The organism is Pedobacter sp. GQ55, from assembly GCF_059758925.1.
The window spans coordinates 60,452-84,384 of sequence record NZ_JCAXEI010000014.1 but is presented as its reverse complement, the minus strand read 5'-3'; the positions used below and the strand labels follow the sequence as shown (position 1 = coordinate 84,384).

Here is a 23,933-nt window from a genome sequence, read left to right as displayed (position 1 = left end):
CATACACGTTATGGAATTTTAGTGTTGGTAATTTTTTCCCATCATACATTTGGTTTGTTTTTATTGGTTATTCTTAAATAAGATTCAGCTATTGCTCAGGGCATAGCGGTGCCAGCCCCAGTTCATTAAGTTGGTGGTCTCATGGAGATTGATCTGATGTGATCCTGTACTATGTTTTCATGAACATACTCACCCCTGCAGCGATACCATTATAGGATGCCACAAGTCAGTTGCCTCATTTCATACGCATCATCAGTCGAAAAGAATTAAAATAAAATACAGATTCCTGTTCATTGGCTCGTTTGGTTTAAGTATCCCTTCTATTTGAAGAAATCGAATTGATTTATATTTGGTTAACCTAATTTAGGAATGCATCATTTTTTAGGATGGCACAATTGTTTCAATTTATATGCGTGATGTTTACAGCCCTAAAAAGAGGGTTCAAACAGCCAAAAACAGCAATATTAAGCATGCCAGAGCACTAATATTCCAACAGATGAATTTTATTATACCTATTCACTGTACAAAATATTAATCCTAGCAAATTAGAAGGCTGCCTGGTGTTTTGATAAACTAAATTCCCTGCTACAATCAGGTACCGAAGGCCGGTTAGTTTATTTGAGATGGTTTATCTGAAATACGGAAGTAATTAAAGTCCGCATAACCACCTGTCTGTTTCCTGGCATAATTAAATAAAGCAAACCTGTATCCCATAAAGTGAGGAATGGTGTAGGTCATTTTTAGTGAACTTCCCAGGGTTTTCCAGATCTTTCCATCAAGGCTATACCAGAAGCTGGCAAGATCTCGCTTCTGGCTGAAATCACAGTCTACTTTAAAATAGACACTATTTTGCCTAAGCCGGATCTTCTGTCTTTGAATAGGTTCACCAGTTTCTGCATCAATGATCACAATATATTTATCGCTTCCTTCTACGGTCACACCAATCAGCCCGTATTTTTTTTGCAAAAGACCCAGACCCGCAAAATCACCATCCTTCAGTTTAGATACATCCAGTAAAGTCATTCCAGAGGAAAACGGACCAATCGTGCGTTGTGTCAACGTATTTCTGGCTGACAAAAAATCATTAGCTATACTGCCGTTCGTTAATCTTAAAAAACCTTTTCTCTTTCTTACCGACCAAAGATTCTGATCAGGATTATGATTCCATTGCCAAACCAAGGACAAATCAGCTTCACCTGGCCTGCGGTTAAATTCGTCAGAAGCTACAATACCTGGAATCAAGCCTTTGCTCGATGGCAAATCCAGTGTTTGCGGAACTTTCCCATCGACGCCTAATATCGGCCAGCCGTTTTGCCATTTAACGGGCACTAAATAAGGAATACGGCCTACCGCTCCAAAATCACGAAAAAGGTAGGCGTACCAGTCGCCGTTAGGCCTATCGATAAGTCCACCTTGAGCTACTCCTATATCCTGCATCCCAATCATACCTTCATAAGGACCAGTTATATCATCTGCTCTATGAATAACCACGGTTCTCATACCGCCCTTTGGCCAGGTGATATTAAAGAGGTAGTACTTACCCTTAACTTTAAATAATTGAGAACCTTCTGCCGGCAGACCAATGTTTTCCCCAGAAGGAAGACTTGCATTTTCTATAATGACGCGTTCGGGAACACCTGGATCAGGGCCCGATAAGTCAGGCTTCATTTCAACCAATTTGATCTTTCCTCCGCCATAGACCAAATAAACTTTACCATTATCGTCAAAAAACAACGAATGGTCATGAAAACCCGGTTTAAAAGAGGTTGCTTTCCAGGGTCCCTTTTCTATATTTTTTGTGGTATACACATAGGTTTTCCCTGTATTCTGAGCGAAGGTACTCACATAGAAAACACCTCCATGATAACGTAAACTGCTTGCCCAGGTTCCCTGGCCATAAGCCTGCTTACCATTTTTCAGATTGAGGTCATCCACATTAGCGAGGGTGTCATAGGCGTAACTTATAATACTCCAGTTCACCAGATCACTGGATTTCATAATGGGTACACCTGGACTCATATGCATGGTTGTGCTACTCATATAATATGAATCTCCAACACGCACCATAGACATATCCGGCACATCAGCAAAGACAACAGGATTTTGTGCCTTTTGTTGTGGAGCTCCCACACCCGCATATTTAGAAAAAGAAGAAGTATCCACCGGTTTAAATAACATTTGAGAAAACATATACAATCCATTTTTCCAAACTTTAAAATCATGGAATCCAGGCTCAATAAAATAGATGTGTGGCACGCCATTTTGCACAAGGTAATCATGAGTACGCTTACTGTTAATGATCAGGTTATCACTGGCGCCGCAGGATATAAATAACAGTTTGAGCATCCCCTTTGCTTTCACCGGGTCCGGCAACAATTCTTTAGGTGCTTTTGTATTCGGAGCTGATGAAAAGCCGCCAACCCATGCAAATTTTTGAAGATTACCCAACCCGAAATTTAAAGATTGCCCGCCCCCCATTGATAATCCGGCAATTGCACGATGCTCCCGATCTTTATGTACACGGAATTTCTTTTCAACAAAAGGAATAAGGTCGTTCAGTAAATCTTTTTCAAAAGTTGAAAATGCTTCAACTTTGTCTTTGGACATGATATTACCAATTGGGCGATCATCTTTCATGGCACGTCCGTTAGGCATTACAACAATCATAGGTGCTAGTTTCCCTGCTGCATAAAGATTATCCAGTATGACCTGTGGCTTACCACCATTTAACCATTCCCTTTCATCGCCACCAATCCCGTGGAGTAAATACAAAACAGGGTACTTTTTACTTTTAGAAAACCCAGGAGGCGTATAGATTATCGTCTTTCTGATGTTGCCTACAGTTCCAGAAAAATAATTCATGGTATCTATTTTACCGTGTGGTATATCAATATTTAAAACATCAAAACCCGAAGAAGCTGGTGCTACAATTTGTTGTGAAAGAGCAGGTTTATTGAACAAAAACAACATACCTGCTAATACTACCTTTCCTATACTTAAAAGTCCATTCAATTTAATCATATTTCGTTTTTTTTAGCTGTTTATTTCGCATGAACTATCCGGATTACAACCGCTTTTCACTATCCGCCAACAATAACAGCATTTTGTTGGCATATCGCCTACCCAGTTCCCTGTATCCTGCAGCATCAAAATGCAACTTGTCTGCAGCAGCGGTACATCCTTTGGAAGAGATGATATATGAATTTGAAATAATTTGAGGAAGTTTCCCAATGATCGCATTCATACTTGAGCAAATACCTCCCTGATCTGAATGCACCAATTCTCCGGCAAGCAATGGTACTGAGTTTTCTCTGAGGTTCAAATCTTTCAGCAAATTTCCATAAACAGTTTTAACCTTCGCCACCCATAAGCTATCACCGGTATTAGATTCCCCCTGATGCAATAACACCCCCTTTATGACACTTCCTTTTGGGCAATTTTTGCCAGTTCAACTAAACATCCATAAGGATTACCTCCATATTGATTGATCATTCCTACCATCCATTTCGGCGCCATAGCGCTATAAGACTTATATTGCTCTTTATCAAATAATTCAATTTTACACCCACCAACTGCAACATTAACCACACCCACTTTTACATTCTTTGGAAGGTTGGAAACCATCGTTTTTCCAAAATAATCAGCTGGAGTCAGACCGGTATTGCACCTGGTTAATGGAGGCACTGCAGTATACCAATTTCCTTTTATTCTATTAAGTTCCAAGCAATCCACAGCCTGTAATACTTTGAAACGATCACTTACATTTATGGTATCCTGTGCTTCAAACTTAGCATTGCCTTCCATATTAGATTGCCCGAAACATAGATAAATATGGAAATTTGGATCTTGCGCATAGCTTTTACTCATGTTTAACAAAAGCACTATCATAAAGAAAACCGTTCTTTTTATTGTCAATACAGATAAACCAAACGCTGAAATATTAATACTTCTCATTATTATTATTTTTAAATAAGCTGAATTTTCATCAATTACCATCTTTTGACAAAAACATCCACTCTAGTACGACATAAAACTATGTCATACCGTCTTTTTTACAGGGAAGTTTTAAATATTATTGTAGAAGAAATGTTCCAATGACTAAATTTATGATAGAAATTTAGTCCACTATTATTCCATTTCTCCAACTAAACCAACATCTACTTTCCGCCTTAAATGTATAAATTCAGTGGGTTGCATGTTAAATTTAGTCTTAAAAGACTTAGCAAAATAATTTGGAGTAGCAAAGCCAACCATGTATGCAATCTGTGAAACATTCAAATCGCTCTTTTCAAGTAATACTATTGCTTTATCCAATTTAACCGATCTTATATATTCGACAGGTGATTGGCCTGTTAATTCCAAAATTTTCCGGTATAAAGACGCCCTGCTCATTCCTACATGCCTGCTTAAGTCTTCTACAGATAGTTTGGGATTATTCAGATTTTCTTCAATATACAGGACTACCTTATTTAATAACCTATCGCTATGAGATTCTATTACCACTTCCTGCGTCTGAACTTTGATCTGCTTGGTATAAGTATCTTTTAGTGTTTTATTTAATGCCAGGAGATTCTTAATTTTAGCGTTAAGGATTTCAAAATTAAATGGTTTGGTCAGATAGTCGTTAGCACCTGTTTCTAGCCCCCTGATCTGTTCTTCTTCACCAGTTAAAGCAGTTAGCAATATAATCGGGATATGATTAGTCCTTTTATCAGACTTTACTTTACGGCACAAGTCAATTCCGTTCATATAAGGCATATTAATATCACTTACGATAACTTGAGGGTGATGTGCTAACGCCTTTTGCCACCCTTCATGCCCATTACACGCCTCATATATCTTATAGAACGCCTTTAAACTATCTTTTAGATAAAACCTAAAATCCTCATTGTCCTCTACCAGTAAAATTGAGGGAATTTCTATACTGCCTGCGATTTCCGCCGTATCATCAACTATTTCCTGCCTGGCTTCGGAAATAATGGAACTTGAAAAGTCTCTGGGTTCATCTGCAGCTTCTACTGTTGAAAAAGGAAGTTCAATGATAAAACTGCTTCCAAATCCAGGTTCACTTTGAACCACGATATTACCGCCATGCATTTTGACAAACTCCTTAGCAATCGATAAACCTATACCACTTCCCTGGTTCAAAATAGAGGCCGTGGTATCAATCTGGAAAAAGCGTTCGAATATTCTTTCTTTGTTTTCATCAGAGATGCCAATGCCACTATCGGAAACCTTGATCATCAATGAAGACTCCTGAGAACTAGTTTGAGCTTCGCTTCTTTCTATTTCCAGTGATATTGTACCACCAACAGATGTAAATTTAAATGCATTGGATAGCAGATTGAACAGGACACGCTCTATTTTATCTTGATCAAATAAGGTATAAAAGTATCTCAGCTGACTTTTAAATACAAGCTGAATCTGTTTCCGTTCGCTAATATCATTAAACGGTTCCAGAACGTCTTTAACAAAAGAAACAATATCCCCTTCTGAGAGATTTAACCGTAATTCCTGATCCTCCATTTTACGGAAATCTAGAATTTGATTAACCAGGTTTAGTAAGCGTCTGGTATTTCGCTTAACCATAGCCAAAGGGGCAGCAATATCAGCATCGCGCTTTTCCGTAAGTAACTTATCAATCGGGCCAATAATCAATGAAAGCGGCGTACGGAATTCATGACTTAAGTTTGTCAGAAACTTAATCTTCAGCTTATCTAACTCGCGTAACCGTTCGGCCTCCTTGCGCTCCTGTTCTATCAGCTGTTCTGCCTTCATTTTTTCCTGAATCACAGCAAATTTCATCTTCAGTTTTTGAATCCCTCTATGCCTGATATAAAGTAGTGTACCCGCAACCACACACACATACAGGATATACGCATATATGGTGCGCCAAAATGGAGGCATTACATGTATTTTTATGGCAGTTTCACCGGCATTCCAAAGGCCATCGTTATTACTGGCTTTTACATGAAATACATATTCGCCGGGGTCAAGGTTAGTATACGATGCAGACTTGGAGGTCCCGGCATCGATCCATTCACTGTCAAAACCTTCCAACCGATACGAATATCTATTCTGTTCAGGCGCAGTATAATTTAAACTCACATAACTGAGCGTAAAATTTTGTTTATAGTCTAAATAAATATCCTTAACAACCGAAATATGTTCCTTTATCGGCCCGTCGGCTGAGGCCACAATTGATGCATTTGACACCTTCAGATCAGTAAAGAGTACTGATGGCACATTTTTATTTTTCTTAAAATACTGAGGATTAAAATAATTAAAACCTTCAGCACCTCCAAAATAGATCTCTCCTTGTGATGAAATAAAGCCGGCACCGAGTACAAAATTATTATTTTGGACACCATTATAAATGGTGTAATTGGTAAACTTATGCGTTTTGCGGTCAAAACTGCTGATCCCTTTATTCGTGCTCACCCAGATTCGTCCTTGTCTGTCCTCAACTATTGCGTAAACAGTTCCATTATTCAACCCATCCTTTTCAGAAAATGTGATGAACTGATTTGTTCCGCGGTCAAATAAGCTTAAGCCACCGCTGAATGTTCCCACCCAAATATTCCCCAAACGGTCCTTCAATATAGACAGGGTAAGGTCATTGGGGAGTTTACTGTTTTGCTTGTTATGGACTACGAATTTATTGCTATCAGGATTAAAAACGGTAATTCCTGAGCCATAGGAGCCGATCCAGATCTTACCCATATTGTCTTCTTCAATAAACCTGATAAAGTTGTTTCCAGGATAATCATGTTCATTTATGGCCTTTGGATTGTTACAATATTTCACAAGTACTTCATTGTCTCCATCTAACACATTTACTCCTCCACCGTTGGTACCTACCCAGATTTTGCCGCTCCGATCTTCTTTAACACAAAAAATATCATTCGAATTTAATGCACCTGGACGACTGCTATAAGTAACTTGCCGAAATTTTCCGGTTTTTAAATCCATGACAACCAGACCACTTTTATAGGTCGCAAGATACAGTTGTTCCGACCTGGTTATTTCCATGCTCATGATGGAAACATCACTCAGTGTGCTGCCATTTGCCAAAGGATAGTCAAACCGTTTAAATAATTCCGTTTTACGATTGAACAAATTAAGTCCTCCACCATCTGTTCCTACAAAAATCTCGTCGTCCTTATATTCGGCAAATGAAGTTACAATAGAAGCATTCAATCCATTCTGATTGAAAATATTACTTTGTTTCAATTGAAAAAGATTAAGGTTGGTATCATATTTATTGACTCCTCCCCTATAAGCTCCCAGCCAATAAATACCTTGGTTATCTATATAAATGCAATTGATAGACTTCCCTGTAAGGCTATAAATATCCCTGGAATCCGCTTTATAGCTTTTAAAGATTCCCTTATTGATATCAAGAATATTTAAACCATCATCAGTACCCACCCAAAGCTCGCCATTGCTATTTACGGCCACACTCAGGACAATGCTATTGCTCAATGTACTGGGATCTCCAGGATTATGTCTGAAATTTTTGAATCCCTTTCCGTTTGAAGCGAGAAAACTAAGGCCGTTTTTTGTACCCACCCATAAGTTGCCGGAATGATCTTCAGCAATTGACGAAACAAAATTATCGCCAAGGCTTGAAGGGTTTGAGACCGCACTTGTAAAATGTTTAAATGAGTTTGTCTGTCTTTCGTATAAATAAAGCCCGTTATCAGATCCGATCCACATTCTATGTTTACTGTCCTCATAAAGACAGTTGAGCACAATGGAAGGGACTGGCTTCCTGAGACTGGGATTGATCGGTAACTTTGTAACTTTTTTAGTTTTTGGATCAAGCAAATCTAAACCGCCATAGGTCGCTATCCATATTTTCCCCGTGTAATCACTATTGATTGCACGTACATTGCCGTGGCTCAGTCCTTCAGGTGTATTTGCCGGGAAATTTATAAAGGAATTTTTTTTCCGGTCATATAAACTCAGGGAGCCTCCGGAGCTTCCAACCCATAAATTACCGGACTTATCTTCATGCAATGCCCTGACATCATTAGCCTGTATTCCCGATGGGTCATCTGATTTATATTTGTAAACAATAAAATTGGTCCCGTCAAATTTATTCAACCCATCTTCAGTTGCAAACCACATCAATCCGTACCGGTCTTTTAAAATTGCATTGACCATATTAGAAGAAAGGCCATCTTTTGTTTTCAACGAAGTAAAGTTTACTTTTTGCAGTTGTGCATATCCCGCAGATAATGTCAAAACAAAAAAGAGCAAACAACAAAATCTTTTAAAAATGGTCCGATTCAGCATGGTCTTTGGTTACCTAAGTTTATTTAAATAAGTATACCAGACAGCACAAATTTGGAACAGCTCCAAATTAAATAACTGTTAAGTGCTATAATTCCGATTGATGTATAGTCTCCAGCCGAAATGATTACATGTGGTATATTTGGTTTTCAATACGAATGTAACTACGGTATAGGCATCCAGCAGCTACAAATGTCTTTTTTTTGGCCACAAAAGTTCACATTGTGTTGCTGAAGGCCAAGTCATTTAAAGTCTGTTACTCCTGAATAAGCTTTCTTCCGTTGAAGCTGCTGATCAAATAATAAGGGGTAATTCTTCCTGCCCCGCACCGGATAATAGTCCAGCCAGCTGTACCGGTCGGAAACATTCCAGAAAGTCACGCTTGTAATGTTCTTTTTGTACTCCCTGAAGATTTTAAAAATTTTAGCATACTGATCAATTTGTTTTTGTTCAAGCGCTGATGTCAGCTCGCCGGTATCGCCAGCTTTTTTTTGCCTGTTATTTTTTTCCCATGGATAAATCGACATGTCGAGCTCTGTAAAATGAATTTGTAAGCCTAACGAGGAATACAATTCAATAGCCTCACGCAATTCTTTTTCAGATGGCTCAAAAATTGACCAGTGAGCTTGCAATCCTACCCCATGGATAGGAACTTTTTGCTCAATCAGTTTTTTGAGCAGGCGATAAATTTTATCCCGTTTCCCTGGCCGCTCTGTGTTGTAGTCATTATAAAAAAGTAATGCGTCCGGATCAGCAGCATGAGCATACTCAAATGCCTTTGCAATATATTCTTCACCACAGATCTTATACCATAGCGAATTCCTTATAAACTCATCGTCTGCATCACCTATTGCTTCATTGACTACATCCCATGCATAAATCTTTCCCTTATATCTTTTCACCACTGTAGTGATGTGCTCCTCAAGGCGCTTAAGGAGCACCTCTTTGGTAACAAGATGACCTTCTTGATCTTTGAACATCCAATCGGCAACCTGCTGATGCCAGCATAAATTATGTCCACGGATCTTTAGCTGGTGATTTTGAGCGAAGTTGACTATTGAATCTGCATCACGCCAGAAGTAAAAATCTTCTTGAGGATGTATGGCTTCCATTTTCATCGCATTTTCTGGGGTGATGCTGTTAAATTCTTTTAAAATAAGTTTCGCTTCATCACCTGATAAAGTTTTGCGGCTCACAGCAACACCAATAGGAAAGTAATCTTTATAGTAGTCCTTAAGCCCTTTAATGGTCGAAGGCTTTTGGCCGAATGTCCCGCAACTTATAGAAATCCCCAGAATAATGAGGATCAATGTCAGTGGCGCTGTTTTTAACTTATATATTTTCATACGATTTGAAATAGGTGCCAATTGGCTATTGAGTGCTCTCCATGGCTTTTTGTAATCCACCAGAAATGTGACTAACCACTTTCTCAATGGATGCTTGAATCAAGCCATGAAATATGGATTTATAAAAAACTCCATACTTATTTTTTTTATAAATCCATATTTCATGGCCCTAATCATTTAACTACTTTTTAAAGGTACTGTCATTCCCGCTATAATCAAACCACCTGTAGATGGCCTTATTCCCGGTAGTTTGCCCTTCAGATGTAGCATACATACCGTACAATACCCCAACAAAGCCCTTTGCAACTGCAGTACTCAAATATTTACCATCAAGGTCATCTGCCAGGGGTTTCCAGTCATTTTCTTTCAAGGCATACCAAAACGAGTAAACGTCGCGTTCGGAATTCACTTTAAAGTATACCGTCTTTTGAAAAGACGGCAGGACTACCTGCTTTAACAAATCCATTTTATCAGTGGTGGGATTACCCTTGAACAGTTGAATTACCTCTTTTCCCTCATCATATGATTTACACATAAAGTAGAAGTGGTTTTCATTTTGAAAAACCACCATTCCTGCTTTTTCATTGGCCTGTTTGGTTGAAAAACTCATTTCCGTTGAAGCTGAACTTGACAGGTGCTGCTGCCTTCTCCCAATAAAAGCAGGGTTTCCTTTTTCCAAAATTGTTTGTGGAAGCAGCTTGAGGGTCAGCGCGTTCTTATTTTCTTTGAAATTGTACCATGAGGGATTGTGTGTTCGTAAAAATAAAAACTCCCTATTAAGGCTGTCTTTAAATGCAACCCTGAAACTAAAATTTCCCGTAATAGGCAATTGATTGTTTTGCGTATCTTCTTTCCAGTTCGCTTTATATTCATATTGTACCTGCTCATAGTCCGGATTGATAACTGGCCAATCGGCTATCCATTTTACGGGTGCAATAAATGTTTCCCGACCGGTATTGTAAAAATCTCCTTCATAGGGGCGTACGCCCAAAAAAACGGCGTAAGTATTCCCATCCGGCCCTTCTACCAGGTCTGCATGGCCAACTGATGAGATGGGATTTTTTCGTTTGGGATCCAGATGCCTTTGCGTTAGAATAGGATTTTTTTCATACGGTATGAACGGACCACGGACGTCTTTACTTCTGAAAACCACTTCTGAATGGTTCACACTGGTCCCCCCTTCTGCGGCCATTAAATAATAATACCCGTTTCTTTTGTAGATGTGTGGGGCTTCGATCCAAACTGGTTTCTTACTGATGTCAACACCTCCGTTTACCAGAATCTTTTCCGTACCCACAGGTTTCAAAGTAGCCAGATCCAGTTCATAAATCTTCACGGTTCTATGTCCGCTGTACAATGACTTATAATCAGGTGGATCGCTATTGTATATGATAAAGACTTTGTCATCTTCGAAATACAAGGAGGGATCAATTCCCCTTACCTCTTTAAGGTAAATCGGATCGCTCCATGGACCTGCGGGATTTTTGGCCGTGATGATAAAATTGCCGCCCTTGTCAATATTGGTGCAGGTAATATAAAAGATCCCTTTATAATAATTTATTGCTGGAGCAAACAAACCTCTGGAAATCTGCTGTCCCATAAAATCCATTTGTGAAGGCCGGTCAATTGCACTGGTAATCTGCTTCCAGCTTTTAAGGTCTTTACTGTGAAATACCGGAATTCCCGGAAAATAAACAAAAGTCGAGGTGACCATGTAATAATCCGTTCCGACTTTACATATTGCCGGGTCAGGGTAAAATCCGGGAAGAATAGGGTTTTTTAAAGTCATCTGCGCCTTGGCATCCGAAAACAATATTACCAGTACTATTAAATAAGAAAAAATAATGTGCGTTTTTTGCATATATGATAAATTAATACACCAAAACTAGCTCAAGAAAAAAAAGAAAGTGACTTCATTTGTTGAATTTAAGGCTATTAATGTTTTGAGGGTCATAAAATATCCATACCATGCGTATCTCTGAACGGTTAATACCCCTGCCAGGATTTATTTCCACCAAGCGCCGGAAATTTCAAGGAAAAGCTCTTTTCTGTACCTGAAATATATCCTTCACCGCCATCAATATAATCCATTCGACGTATAAATTGATCACATTTTTATAATTCCATTTCGAATCCAGTTTTAGATAAACAATGTTGAGCAATTAAAAAGTTTGTCTTAAAATGCGTTTATTCAGGAGAAAAAACAAGAAGTAGCATTCAAAAAATCTGTTTTGTACTAAAAAAAGTCCGTTTAGGTAAAATATAGTATGGCCTCTGGTGTTAATTTTGTAGCAGTTCCAATGAATAGATTGCCAATAACAAAGCTGCTTACACCGCTGGTATTTAATCAAAAATAATAAGATCGATAAATGAATTTTGGCATAAAAGTCCTGAATATGGGAAAAAGATCAATGATACTTAGGAAACATTTGCAAGTTCCTGAAGTACTCCCAAGTGATTTCGTCAAAATTTTGTTTTCAAATTTGCCTTCAAAGCACTAAGTGTAGATTTCAATAAAAGCAGCCAAAAATCAATGGAATAAAAGCGCTAAAAACGCAGTGAAAATAGTGCGATATAAGAACCAAATAAATAACGTATGATGATTAAGAAGATTCTTTTAAGTTTACTTTTTTGCACAACCCTATCAAATATAGCAAAGACTCAGACCAATGCACCGAAACCTTTTGGTCCTGTTCCCACCGCACAGCAAATGAAATGGCAAGAGATGGAGTATTATGCATTTGTTCATTTTTCTACGAATACGTTCACAGATCAGGAATGGGGCTACGGCGAAGACGATCCGATAATATTTAATCCCACCGACCTGGACTGCAGGCAATGGGCTAGGGTTTGTAAAGAAGCAGGCATGAAGGGCATTATCATTACCGCAAAGCACCACTCAGGCTTTTGTTTATGGCCATCGAAATACACAGACTATTCAATCAAAAATTCTCCCTGGCAGAATGGCAAAGGGGATATTGTCGGCGATCTGGCGAAAGCCTGCAAGGAATATGGCCTTAAATTAGGTATCTATTTATCTCCATGGGACAGGAATAGTGCCGAATATGGACGTCCTGAGTACATCACTTATTTCAGAAATCAGCTGAAAGAACTGCTGACAAATTATGGTGAAATTTTCGAGGTATGGTTTGATGGAGCAAACGGAGGTTCGGGATATTATGGAGGAGCAAAAGAGACACGTACAATCGATCGAAGAACCTATTACGACTGGCAGAACACCTACAAATTGATCCGGGAGCTTCAACCCAATGCAGTGATTTGGAATGACAACGGTGACAGGGCAGACTTGCGATGGGTTGGCACTGAAGCTGGATATGTTGGTGAAAGAAATTGGAGCCTGCTGAACAAAACTGGCGATGTCCCATATGAAATGCTGCATCACGGTTTAGAGAATGGGGATTCCTGGGTGCCTGGCGAGGTAAATACTTCAATCCGACCGGGATGGTTTTACCATGGCTATGAAGATAGCAAGGTAAAAACCCTGCCTCAACTCCTAAAGACTTATTATAACTCCTTTGGGCGAAACGGGACTTTATTGTTAAATTTTCCGATTGACCGCCGCGGCAGGATTCACGAAAATGACGAAAAAGCGGCTATCGAGTTAGCAAAAGCAGTTGAGGAAGCATTTTCCGTTGACCTAGCGAAGAATAAAAAAGTGGCAGCATCTAATTCCCGCGGGAAAAATTATGGCGCAGATAAGGCGTTGGACGGAAACAAAAATACCTATTGGGCTACGGGCGACAATATCGCTGAAGCCAGCTTAACCATTGATTTCCGTCGTCCTACCCAATTTAATCGATTTTTGGTTCAGGAATATATCGCGCTGGGACAACGCGTAAAATCATTTAAAATTGAGGCCTTGTTAGCAGATGAAACATGGAAGGAATTAGACAAGCAGACTACAATTGGCTACAAGCGAATCCTGGTTTTTCCAACGGTAAGAGCGACCAAGCTTAGGTTTACCATTTTGGACGCCAAAAGTAATCCGGTTATTTCCAATATTGGTGTATATCTTGCTCCTCAGATCCTGATCGCACCGACAATTGTTCGCAATCAATCTGGCGCGGTTTCTATTCATGCCGCTGATGAGGAGTCAACTGTATATTACACCTTGGACGGAACAACGCCTACTGTTCAATCAAAGCGATACACGGCTGCATTTCAAACTGATGGAAAGTTAGTCGTTCAGGCAGTTGCATTTAATAAAGAAGGCGGAAAAAGCAGTCCGGTCGCCCGGGAAGAATTTGATCTTTCGAGAAAAGATTGGAAAATTCTTAACGCTGCAGATCCGGAATCAAATCAGGTTATCGACGGGAATCCAAATACTGCCTGGTACCAAAAGAGTGAGGGAAATGAACCTGTGGATATTACTATTGATATGGGACGGGAAGCTGACCTGAACGGGTTTCGTTACTTACCGGGGCAGGATCGAAACTCAGGCATAATAAGTACATACCAGTTTTTTGTTTCGACGGATAATAAAAATTGGATACTTGCCGATGAAGGAGAATTTGCAAATATCAAGAATAACCCCTTGTGGCAAAGCAAACAGTTCAAGCCCATTAAAGGACGTTATATAAGGTTGCGGAAACTGATGACTACAGATGCCGGCAATACTTTGGGGTATGCAGAATTGGACGTAACCACATTATAAAGGTTCAGTACACAAATGATGGAGACATTACAATATTTGTATTAAATACCAAACAAAAAACACACGACACACTCCACCACAATTGAGCGGGATAAGTTTGTCGTGGAGTGTATGGGGAGAACGAAAAATATTATAATCCGGAGGTAGTTCCACTCTCATTAAAAAGAAACCTCTCGACAAGATTGTCTAAATATTCCCTTGACAGCAATGTAGGATCATGGTACTGTTTTGTTATTGTCTCTTCATCCACAATGAGTTTGCCATTAGTAGAATGGATCACAAAAGTATTGTCCTGAACAAAACTGGAAACATAAGTGCCAATTTTCGGGGAGATTTCTGAGAGTCTGAACATTAATTCGTGGAAGATAAATACGGGATAATTCATAAGCCAAAATTAAATGAAGTAAACTTGATTTTGAGATTATCATTTTGTAATCAGCACTAATTTTGATTACATAAACTTAATGGTAAAAAACAAAGAGGTCATGCTCATCGGAAATAATCAGCTCCTCTATTTTTAGTATCGGAATCTAACAATTCGTCAGACTGCTTCTTCAACTCATCCAGCTTTTGATTAGTTTGCTGACTCCTTTTTCGTAGCTTATTTAGTCGTGTCAATAAATCGAGCATTTTTCTGTTTGCCAGGGGCTTTTTGTCATTTAACTTTTCCATAAGCCAAGGATTTGTTATTCCAATTTACAAGTAAATCATCAAACATTCAACACTTTAACACAAAACTTACCAAGGTTTGTGAATTAGGTAAACTAGTACCTCCAAAATGTAACAAAGAAATGGAGATGTAAATCGAAAAAAGCAAGAATCCAAACGAACTCTTGCTTTTTGGATTTACATCTTTACTTTTTTAAATCTGTAAATACTGCGGCTTTGTCTTTATTTGTTTTTTTAAGACTAAAGGAATCAAAGACTTCTCCGGAAGCCTTATATGCCGTGTAAATTAGTTTATCATGGTCAACCGATATGATTTGGAACAGTTGTGTATTTTCTGCAAATACATCCATCCACCTTGGTGTCACATCTATTTTGTACATTTTTGGCCCGGCTACTGAAACTACATACATGGGACCTCCTACCTTTCCTGAAACACCAGTAGGTAAATTCTGTCCACGACTGTAGGTATGATCATGTCCCTGCATCAGTATGTCTACATGGTACTTATCAAACAGCGGCTTAAACAGCGCTCTGAATTCTTTATTGTCCCTACCTTTTGCTGTGGAGTAGATTGGATGATGATAGGTGATCATGGTCCATTGTTTAGGATTGTTCTTCAACACCCCTTCCAGCCATATCGCCTGGGCCTTCATGGAGTTGGAATCCAGTACGATCATCTGAGAGTTCAATGAAATGAGACGAACATTTGCATAATCGATGAAGTATACAGATTCTTCCAAACCTTTAGGACCATTCTCAGGCAAGGTATATTGAGAACGCCAATGTGGATCCAGGGTCAGGGTCTTTTGTTCATCTCTGAAGTATTCATGATTTCCTGATGAAGGGATACTTGGGATCATCCCGTTAATGAAACCGCCACCAAAATGCCACTCTCCCCATTCATTATCATTGTTGGAGCGATTGATTAAATCGCCTGCATGAACAATAAAACGGGCATCTCCATGGGTGGCAAATGCTCTTCTGATTACCCTTGACCATTTTGACTTGATGTCATTCTGAGCATCGCCCAAATAAATGAATGAAAATGGTTTCACTGTTGCCGGTGCAGTTCGAAACTGAAACCATTCGCTCCAGTTCTTACCGTCCCCTACGCGGTAGGTATAAACCTGATCAGGTTTTAAACCGGTCATGGTTGCACTGTGGTAATTTGCCTTTTCATATTCTACTCCTTGCAGGGTGGTAGTCAGGGCAACAAATTCTCCGGAATTGTCTTTTCCGAGATCAGGTGAGCTGTCTTCCGTTAATACCTGGGCGTAACTTTTAAGGACAGTAGTGTCGGTACGCCAGGTAACCGATTGTGTAGTCATCGGGTCGTCCGACCAGGTCAGGATAATTCGATCTGGAAATGCTGAAGCTTTGAACGACTGTCCATTGGCCAATTGAAACCCTAAAAGGGCTATAATGACCATGATAATTTCTCTGGTAATGTTCTTCATCATTAAAAAGGGTTGTATTTAAAGCCTGCATTGGCCCACGTTGAAAAATATTTATGATCATTCGGTCTTCCATCGCCGTAATCCAGAATGGTTTGGGCATTGTTGATATTACTGATACCCATAAAGATGGTAAACTTCTTGTTGATCCGCTGAGAGGCGGAGAAATCCAGCTGTACTCTACCCTTTTCCATCAGGTCATTGGCTTGTTCTTCTGCAAGCTCACTGATAAAAGTTTCATAGAAATTAAGTGAGATACGCCCTGAAAAACCATATTTCTCGTACGACAATGAAGCATTACCTACCTTAGGACGCATGGAGGGCAGACGTACTGTACGTTCACTTACGATACCGGGCACTTTAAACTTCGACTGGATCTGCGTAAAGTTTCCATAGATACCCAAACCGTTTAAAAATCCAGGCAGGAAGGTTAGCTGCTGCTGCCAGGCAATTTCATAACCATACACATGTGCGTTGGCGCCATTTACGGTCTGCGTTACCTGATATTGATCAAACTGACCGCCCTGTTGGGTATAAATACTTTCATAAATATAATTTTCTATGTTCTTGTAAAAGATACCTCCGGAGAGTAAACCCAGTGATTTCAAGTAATGTTCAAACAGGAAGTCGACATTGGTGGAAGTAGCCTGATCTAAATCCGGGTTCCCTTTCTTCATTCGCTTTCTTCTGGGTTCAACTTCCTGCCATGGAACCAGGTCATAATAACCGGGACGGGAAAGTGATCTGGTCACTGCTGCCCGCAGGTTGGTACGCTGGTCAATGGCATACTTCAGGTTAAGACTCGGAAAGAAGCCATCAAATGCAGACTTGGTGTTCACTTTATTTGTACTTACATATTTACCCTGATTGTCGAAAGACACAATGTTACCCCGGTAGTCAAACCCTGTGCGCTCATACCTCAATCCGGTAATGATGTCAAGCTTATCCAGTGTCAATTTACCCATTACATACCCCGCTCCCATGGTTTCCTTACCACTGTAAGAATCCGGATCAGTATTTTGTCTGATATAGGTTTCATCACTTTCAAAAAGTGACAGGTTTTTCTGATAATAATCTTCCATCAGGTAACCATTGGCAATCGCTCCTGAAAGATCATACTTGCCGTTGAAATAATCCTTTCTGGAATAATCGGACAAAAAATTATCCATAGATACTTTACCTGTCTTCAGGGTATATTGGAAATAATCCCTGGTATGGTCATCTTCCTTATACCGGTAACGTCCTCCGAACTTAAACATCAGTTTATTCTTCTGGCTCAGGTTAAAAGTCCGCTGCACATTGAATGATCCCTGACCATCCTTGTCATGAGCAATCTGGTGTCTGTTGACATAAGAGGAAGTGGTATAATTGGCCGCATTGTTTACATCGCCATTTGTAAAGGCAAACTGCGGAGCACGCGGGTCGCTGAGGTCGATACCGGCATTCAAACCACCATAAGTAAAATATCCGTCATAGTAAATCGGCTGATCGTATAAACCGCTCGCATAGGTCAGGTCCAAATTCAGTCTCCAGTCATTGACAATCGCTTTAGTTCCAACTGAAAAGCTCAGCAAATCTCTATGGTAATCTCTGGGTGAACCACTGGCACCTATACTGATGTCTGAAGCGGTATTCTCATCGGTATATTCCCCAATGTTATAGCTTTTTGTGCCCCTTGTTTGTAGTTCGTAAAACTTGTTGTACGACGTTCTTGCATAAATTTGGATCTTTTCTGTAGGAAAAAAACTCAGTTCAGCTTGTAGTCCGAGGTTCTCACGGTGCAGGTCTGAGCCCTCCAGTTCAAGATTAGATAGCTTCATTTTTTCTACTCCTGCAATCTCATACATATCATAATCTTTCTGAACCCGATCTTCCCCTCTGTAGGTATTGCTATAATTTATGCCAACCAGGTAACCCCATTTGGTATCTCTGCGACTAAAATCAAATGAGCCATCAAAGTTTTGCTTACCCAATAGAAAATTGTTACCAAAAGAACCTTTCACCTGCATTTGCTGAGTGCCCGACTTTGGCGTCTTAGAAATGATGTTGACAGAACCGGATGTTCCATCGGCATCCATATCGGGAGTAAGGGTTTTGTTGACTTCTATAGCCTCAACCGTAGACGACAGAATACCGTTCAGGTCAATATCCCTGGAATTGGTTTGCGTAGAAGGCAGTCTGTTTCCATTAAGGGTGATAGACCCCATACTCTGATCCAGCCCCCTGATGATGATGTTTCTCGGCAAGCCATAACTATAGTCCATGGCAATCCCCGGCACACGCTGCATGGCTTCCCCAACGGTGGCATCAGGAAAGCGTTCAATCTGCTCCTGAGAAAGTACATACTTGATGTTGTCTGCGTTACGCATATTGCTCAATGCTATGGCCTCTCCTCTTCTAATCCCTGTTACTGAAATACCCTTCATTTCGTTGCTTTGGCTCTCCAATTTCAGTTCCATTTTTGCAGTTTCACCATCAGCGATATCTACAGTAAATGATGTTGTCACATAACCAATATAGTTCACCAGAAGCGTTGCTTTTCCCGGTTTCAGGTTATTGATTACAAAATAGCCATTGGCATCGGTAACATACTTCTGGTTGGTTTCTTTCAAGACCACAGTGGCATAAGGCAAAGTCTGGTTACTTACCTTATCCTTTACATAACCTACCACCGCGCCAGGCTTTGGGGCACGTATCTGCAGTTCAGCTTTTTTAAGTACAACCATCGTCCCGTCTTCAATAAGTCGCAGGTTGTTTTTTTGTAACAAAGGCGTCAATATTGTCCTCGCCGTTTTGGTCCCATCATGAACAGTTACTTTTGTATCGATCGTTTCCTTGTTCGTATACACAAAGCTGACCCCTGTTTTTCTTTCAATTTCTTTAAGCAGATCTGCGAAAGCCACATTGCGCATATTGATACTGATGCGTTTATCCAGCCCGCTTTGACCACGTACTGCAGAAGCCGCTACCAGCTGGATGGAGATTACTGAAATGATACTAATTACTAAGCATGCACGCATAATTATTTTCATAAGGCACTTAGCCTCATTAATTTTTTTCATAAATTTGAGTTGTTTAAATTTTTACGATTTAAATGATAAGATATAGTCCACGGTTCGCCGCCGTTTGGCTAAGAATTAGGGCCGTTCCTGCGCAAACAGGATCGGCTTTTTTAGTTATTGCTACTGCATGATCCCCCTCCTTCTATGTAAATGGTTTGTCCTACAAATTTTGATCGTATGTTCATAGAGAGATTTAATGTTTTAAGAACTTCGCTTATGGATTTGTTCGGGAATCGTGCAGTCAGCTTGCAACCTGTATAGTTAGTTTTTCCGGTATTGATCTTGATGTTATATTTCCTTGCTAAAGCTTCAAAAACTTCATTAAAAGGAGTTTGTTCAAAGATCAGTTCACCTGACACCCAAGAACCTACATCGCTACTGGAAATGCTTACCTTATGTGTCTCTGCCTTTTCCCTGTCATATATCAATTTTTCGTTTGGCAATAGAAATACTGCTTTCTTATCCTCAGATGTGGTTACACCTACCCTACCCGAATTGACGGCAACAACCATAACCCGTTCGGTATCATAAGCCCTTACATTGAAACTGGTTCCATAAACCGTAGTATTCATTCCTGCGCTACTGACCACAAAAGGGTGTGATGAATCATGGGTAACTTCAAAATATGCTTCCCCTTTCAGTTTCACCAACCTTAGCTTATTGTTTCTAAAGTCCCGTTTATAGTGAATTTCGCTTCCTGAATTCAGCCAGACGGCTGTACTGTCCGGCAATAAAACCCTGATCATCTTACCTGCTCCGGCACTTTTCGACACCCACTGCTCAGGTTGTGCTGAGTTTTGAGCTGATCGGTAATAAAAAAGCGCGGTCAGCAGGAAGATGCCGGTCATTGCTGCAGCCAGCCCGTACTTCCACCAGCGGGCAGTATTGTCTACCAGTGTGCGCTGAGATGTTGAGCTTGTTTCAGAAATTCTTTCCCTGACAGTTTCAAAATCCAGCTGCTTTTGAGCAGGTAACTTCCCTGTCAACTTCCAGAGCACTTGTATCTTTAAATATTCCTCCTGGTGTCCTCTATTTTCGATAAGCCAGGCATCAAGCGCGGCCGCTGACTCGGCTGTCTCTTGTTCAGACAAGCGTTTGACAATACAATCCCATAATTTATTATCCATAATTATCCTCTTTCAACAGTAAAGACAATTGTGCAGGCAGAAAATACGGGCTGTACTTGGTTAAGCTTCTGTTAACTTTTTATGAATTAAATGTTGGGACTGATCATAGATAAACTGCATACTTTTTGAAAGATGATCTTCTACAGTTCTAACCGAAATCTGCAGCAATTCCGCTATCTCTGCATAGCTGAATCCTTCTATTCTGTGCATTTTAAAAACCAGTTGCCGCCGCTCAGGAAGTTTGTTAATAAGAAAATGTAGAAAAACCAGTTGTTCAGATTCACTGGTAATCTCATCGGCAAAGGAAAGATCAGAAATTGCAGTGAGGTCATCCTGCTCAAGTAAAGTCAGTGCGTTGTGCTTATGCTGCTTCAGGTAGTTGAGCGCGGAATTTTTTATCGCCCTGAACAGGTAGCCCTTTAGGTTATCAGGCTTGGTTTTGTTAAACCAAAGCTGCACAAATAGGTCGTTCACTAAACTGGCAGCGGCTTCTTCATCCTTTACAAAATAAAGGGCATATTGATGCAGCATGCCACTCCAGCGTTTATAGAGCACCTCAAAATTAACCAGCTCTTTATTTGACCCCATGATATTACCCGCAAAACTCGACAAGGGATATAAATAAGATATTAATTGTGAGTTACTTTTAATTATTGTAAAAAAAACAGGGTGTATCATAATGACACACCCTGTTTTTTTGATATTGTTTTTTACAGGTTGTTTACTTCAAATCCACCGTAGCTTATCATTTCGGCGTTGTGCGACACAATGAGCTTAAGCTTCATTCTTTCGATAAGGTCTTTTGCCTGGGTGATGTTTCTGTGCAGATCGTTAATGCCCCTGATCTCAATCCCTTTGGCCATAAGTTTAAATTTGCTGGGCTCAAATTTATCAATGAATTTTTGCAGGTCTGAGCTCATGCTTACTTGTGTTTTTTCCATGTTAAATTTTTAATCTTGCTATAAGCGCAAAACAAGACAAATCGTTTAAACTCAATGGTCAGTCAATGTTATCTTATCGATCACAATTAACCTGATCGGTTTTTAATATCCGGGCAGTTTTACCTGCCCGGATTATCTTATTCTAATACGACACTTTTCTTATTGCTTTGTTTACCTTATCCAAAATATAGACTATGCCATCATCACTGATAGCAATATCCGTCAGTTCACCGAATTTGACAGAAGAGAATGCCCCATCCTGATACCCTTTTTCTGCTTTAAAAAGAGTACTAACAGTTTGTTTTTCCTGATCGACTAGACGAAGTGCATTATTCCCGAAATCTGCAACTAATAACTGGTTCTTACTATTCACGACAATAGATTGAATCTCCTCAAATCTGGCCGAACTATAATCTCCATCACTAAAACCGGGTTCATATTCAGATCCTATTTTAATTCCTGGATTTTTAGATGTACTAATAGCATAGCTGCTAGGATATTGGTATCCTATGTAGTAAATCGCTCCCGAAGCATCAATACCAATATGTTGTTTAGGCGGAGATATTACAGGGCTTCCAAAGGTATAATCAGGTCTGCCCTCAGCATCAAGCTTAAATCTCACTATGGAATAATCACTACCTACACCGGTCACATACAACATGCCATTAGTTAAATCTGTTGTAATTGAAGCTGGCTGTTCAATTATCCAAAAACTTCTGCTAAATGTACTCACTTGTCCGCCAGGAGTTATTTTCCTGATATTTGTTGTGTTTTTTTCAACTACATAAAGATTTCCCTGAGCATCCGCAGTAATACCAATTGGTCTGTTAAATGTTGCAGAGGTACCTGAGCCGTCGGCAATACCACCTTGTCCTACTGTGCTACCAGCAAATAGCGTAACCGTTCCGCTCTTACTGATTTTCATTACCTGATTTTTTTCTGGATCAGTTGCATAGATATCACCATTTAGGCCAACTGTTATAGATGATATACTTGCAGACAATCCAGACGTTAATGTAATGACTGACTGAATTGCGAAGGGTGCTGATGAAATAGCATCTTTTCCAGCTACGCGTATTTTTATAAAGCCTGTAGCAGCCCCTACAGGAACAATTACCTTTAATTGGGTTGCGCCGGCCGAGGTAACCTGCGCGGGGATATTGTTAAAAGTTACGGCATTATCAGCAGGTTTTTCACTAAAACCACTACCAAAAATAGTGACTTCCATCCCAACAGCGCCACTCTCAGGTGCTGTCCGGATAATACCCAAGTCTTGATTTGTAAATACCGGCCCCTCTGCTATCTGCCCGTTTACTGCAACATTTACTTTACCTGAACTGATATTTGCTGGTATTGTGAGCTTAATTTCCGTTTTACTTACAGAGGTTACTACAATTTCTATATTATTGATAAATACTTTTGTTTCGCCTGCGATTTCACTAAACTCTTTACCTGTAATGGTCATTTCTGTTCCAGCCAGGCCACTTAGTGGATTTACTACAATTATAGTGGGCCCTGGAACTACCGTAAAAACGGGGCCTTCTGTAATGATGTCATTGATGGTTACAAACACTTTACCTGTTTCTACCTCATCCGGAGCAAGCACTACCAACTGTTCTTCTGTTGCTTCCAGTACCTGTGCAGCTTTCCCGTTAAATGTTACGTAATTTTTGGCCAGTTCCGTTTCAAATCCGGACCCTTTAAGTATTAGCCTTGTTCCTTTTCCTCCCGTTTTAGGCAACATCTCATGAATGGACTGTACTTTAAATATTGGGCCGGCAGAAGATTTACCATCTACTTTCACAACTACTGCGCCACTGGTAGCACCGTCTGGTACAGTGGCAATAATTAAGATGTCAGTTAAACTAACAATTACTGCTTCGGTGCCGTTTATGGTAACTATAGCTGGTTTATCGGCACTGGCAAAACCAGTTCCATCGATCCGGATATTGGTACCCGCAGGACCATTGACCGGAAATATTTTCTGAAGGCTTAAATCCTGATAAGTATATGCACCAACCTGGTAGGTCTGTCCCTGATATTTAAGCTCCACATTACCACTTGCTGCCCCGGCCGGAACCCTTAACACAATAAAAGAGGGGGTAACACTAATTACATCGGCCGATATACCCGAAATGGTGGCCGAATAACCGGTTACATCGTTACCAAAGCCCTGCCCTTCAATAGTAACCAGCGTTCCTGCCAGGCCACTGTTAGGGTAGTAATTACTTACTTTAAATTCTGGTTTAGCGTCTTCTGAAAGCTGGTCTTTCTTACAGCTCACAACTGCGATAATCAGCAGTAACAATATGCCGGCGTATAAGCTGATTGGATATTTAATGATCCTTTCCATATCTAATT

Annotated in this window: 15 protein-coding genes; 1 reads left to right on the top strand and 14 read right to left on the bottom strand. The window is 40.0% G+C overall.

Going from position 1 to position 23,933, the window contains the following annotated elements; genetic code table 11:
* Positions 1-609: 609 nt before the first annotated feature.
* The 6 genes from AC6CH7_RS24175 to AC6CH7_RS24150 form a co-directional block, all read right to left on the bottom strand.
* Positions 610-3,021, bottom strand: a complete 2,412-nt coding sequence (locus AC6CH7_RS24175) for a family 43 glycosylhydrolase (protein ID WP_498265152.1) — start codon at positions 3,019-3,021, stop codon at positions 610-612.
* A gap of 43 nt (positions 3,022-3,064) precedes the next feature.
* Complete coding sequence (locus tag AC6CH7_RS24170) at positions 3,065-3,409, bottom strand: sialate O-acetylesterase (RefSeq protein WP_498265151.1); 345 nt, start codon at positions 3,407-3,409, stop codon at positions 3,065-3,067.
* A gap of 5 nt (positions 3,410-3,414) precedes the next feature.
* A complete protein-coding gene (locus tag AC6CH7_RS24165; RefSeq protein ID WP_498265150.1) occupies positions 3,415-3,954 on the bottom strand; it encodes a sialate O-acetylesterase in 540 nt (179 codons plus the stop codon).
* A gap of 174 nt (positions 3,955-4,128) precedes the next feature.
* The gene (locus tag AC6CH7_RS24160) at positions 4,129-8,199 is read right to left on the bottom strand and encodes a hybrid sensor histidine kinase/response regulator transcription factor (protein ID WP_498265149.1); all 4,071 of its coding nucleotides are present in this window, start codon (positions 8,197-8,199) and stop codon (positions 4,129-4,131) included.
* Positions 8,200-8,540: 341 nt separating this feature from the next.
* Positions 8,541-9,644: an endo-1,4-beta-xylanase gene (locus AC6CH7_RS24155; RefSeq protein ID WP_498265148.1), complete on the bottom strand. Its 1,104-nt coding sequence runs from the start codon at positions 9,642-9,644 to the stop codon at positions 8,541-8,543.
* 181 nt (positions 9,645-9,825) lie between these two features.
* Entirely contained in the window at positions 9,826-11,505 is a 1,680-nt protein-coding gene (locus tag AC6CH7_RS24150) for a glycoside hydrolase family 43 protein (protein WP_498265147.1), read from the bottom strand.
* A gap of 735 nt (positions 11,506-12,240) precedes the next feature.
* Here AC6CH7_RS24150 and AC6CH7_RS24145 point away from each other — a divergent pair.
* The gene (locus AC6CH7_RS24145; RefSeq protein WP_498265146.1) at positions 12,241-14,319 is read left to right on the top strand and encodes a discoidin domain-containing protein; all 2,079 of its coding nucleotides are present in this window, start codon (positions 12,241-12,243) and stop codon (positions 14,317-14,319) included.
* Positions 14,320-14,449: 130 nt separating this feature from the next.
* Here AC6CH7_RS24145 and AC6CH7_RS24140 read toward each other — a convergent pair whose 3' ends face one another.
* From AC6CH7_RS24140 to AC6CH7_RS24105, 8 genes are all read right to left on the bottom strand, one after another.
* Positions 14,450-14,704 (bottom strand): hypothetical protein, encoded by a 255-nt coding sequence (locus AC6CH7_RS24140; protein ID WP_498265145.1) that lies wholly within the window; start codon positions 14,702-14,704, stop codon positions 14,450-14,452.
* 104 nt (positions 14,705-14,808) lie between these two features.
* A complete protein-coding gene (locus tag AC6CH7_RS24135) occupies positions 14,809-14,991 on the bottom strand; it encodes a hypothetical protein (RefSeq protein ID WP_498265144.1) in 183 nt (60 codons plus the stop codon).
* Between the two features lie 182 nt (positions 14,992-15,173).
* The gene (locus AC6CH7_RS24130; protein ID WP_498265143.1) at positions 15,174-16,448 is read right to left on the bottom strand and encodes a purple acid phosphatase family protein; all 1,275 of its coding nucleotides are present in this window, start codon (positions 16,446-16,448) and stop codon (positions 15,174-15,176) included.
* Positions 16,448-19,504 (bottom strand): TonB-dependent receptor, encoded by a 3,057-nt coding sequence (locus AC6CH7_RS24125; RefSeq protein ID WP_498265142.1) that lies wholly within the window; start codon positions 19,502-19,504, stop codon positions 16,448-16,450. The genes AC6CH7_RS24130 and AC6CH7_RS24125 overlap by 1 nt, the downstream gene beginning before the upstream one ends.
* Before the next feature lie 110 nt (positions 19,505-19,614).
* Entirely contained in the window at positions 19,615-20,631 is a 1,017-nt protein-coding gene (locus AC6CH7_RS24120) for a FecR family protein (protein WP_498265141.1), read from the bottom strand.
* A gap of 60 nt (positions 20,632-20,691) precedes the next feature.
* Positions 20,692-21,219: a sigma-70 family RNA polymerase sigma factor gene (locus AC6CH7_RS24115; RefSeq protein ID WP_498265140.1), complete on the bottom strand. Its 528-nt coding sequence runs from the start codon at positions 21,217-21,219 to the stop codon at positions 20,692-20,694.
* 122 nt (positions 21,220-21,341) lie between these two features.
* Positions 21,342-21,572 carry a hypothetical protein gene (locus AC6CH7_RS24110; RefSeq protein ID WP_498265139.1) on the bottom strand — a complete coding sequence of 77 codons (231 nt, stop codon included), beginning with the start codon at positions 21,570-21,572 and terminating at the stop codon, positions 21,342-21,344.
* Between the two features lie 142 nt (positions 21,573-21,714).
* Positions 21,715-23,925 carry an IPT/TIG domain-containing protein gene (locus tag AC6CH7_RS24105; RefSeq protein WP_498265138.1) on the bottom strand — a complete coding sequence of 737 codons (2,211 nt, stop codon included), beginning with the start codon at positions 23,923-23,925 and terminating at the stop codon, positions 21,715-21,717.
* Between the last annotated feature and the right edge of the window lie 8 nt (positions 23,926-23,933).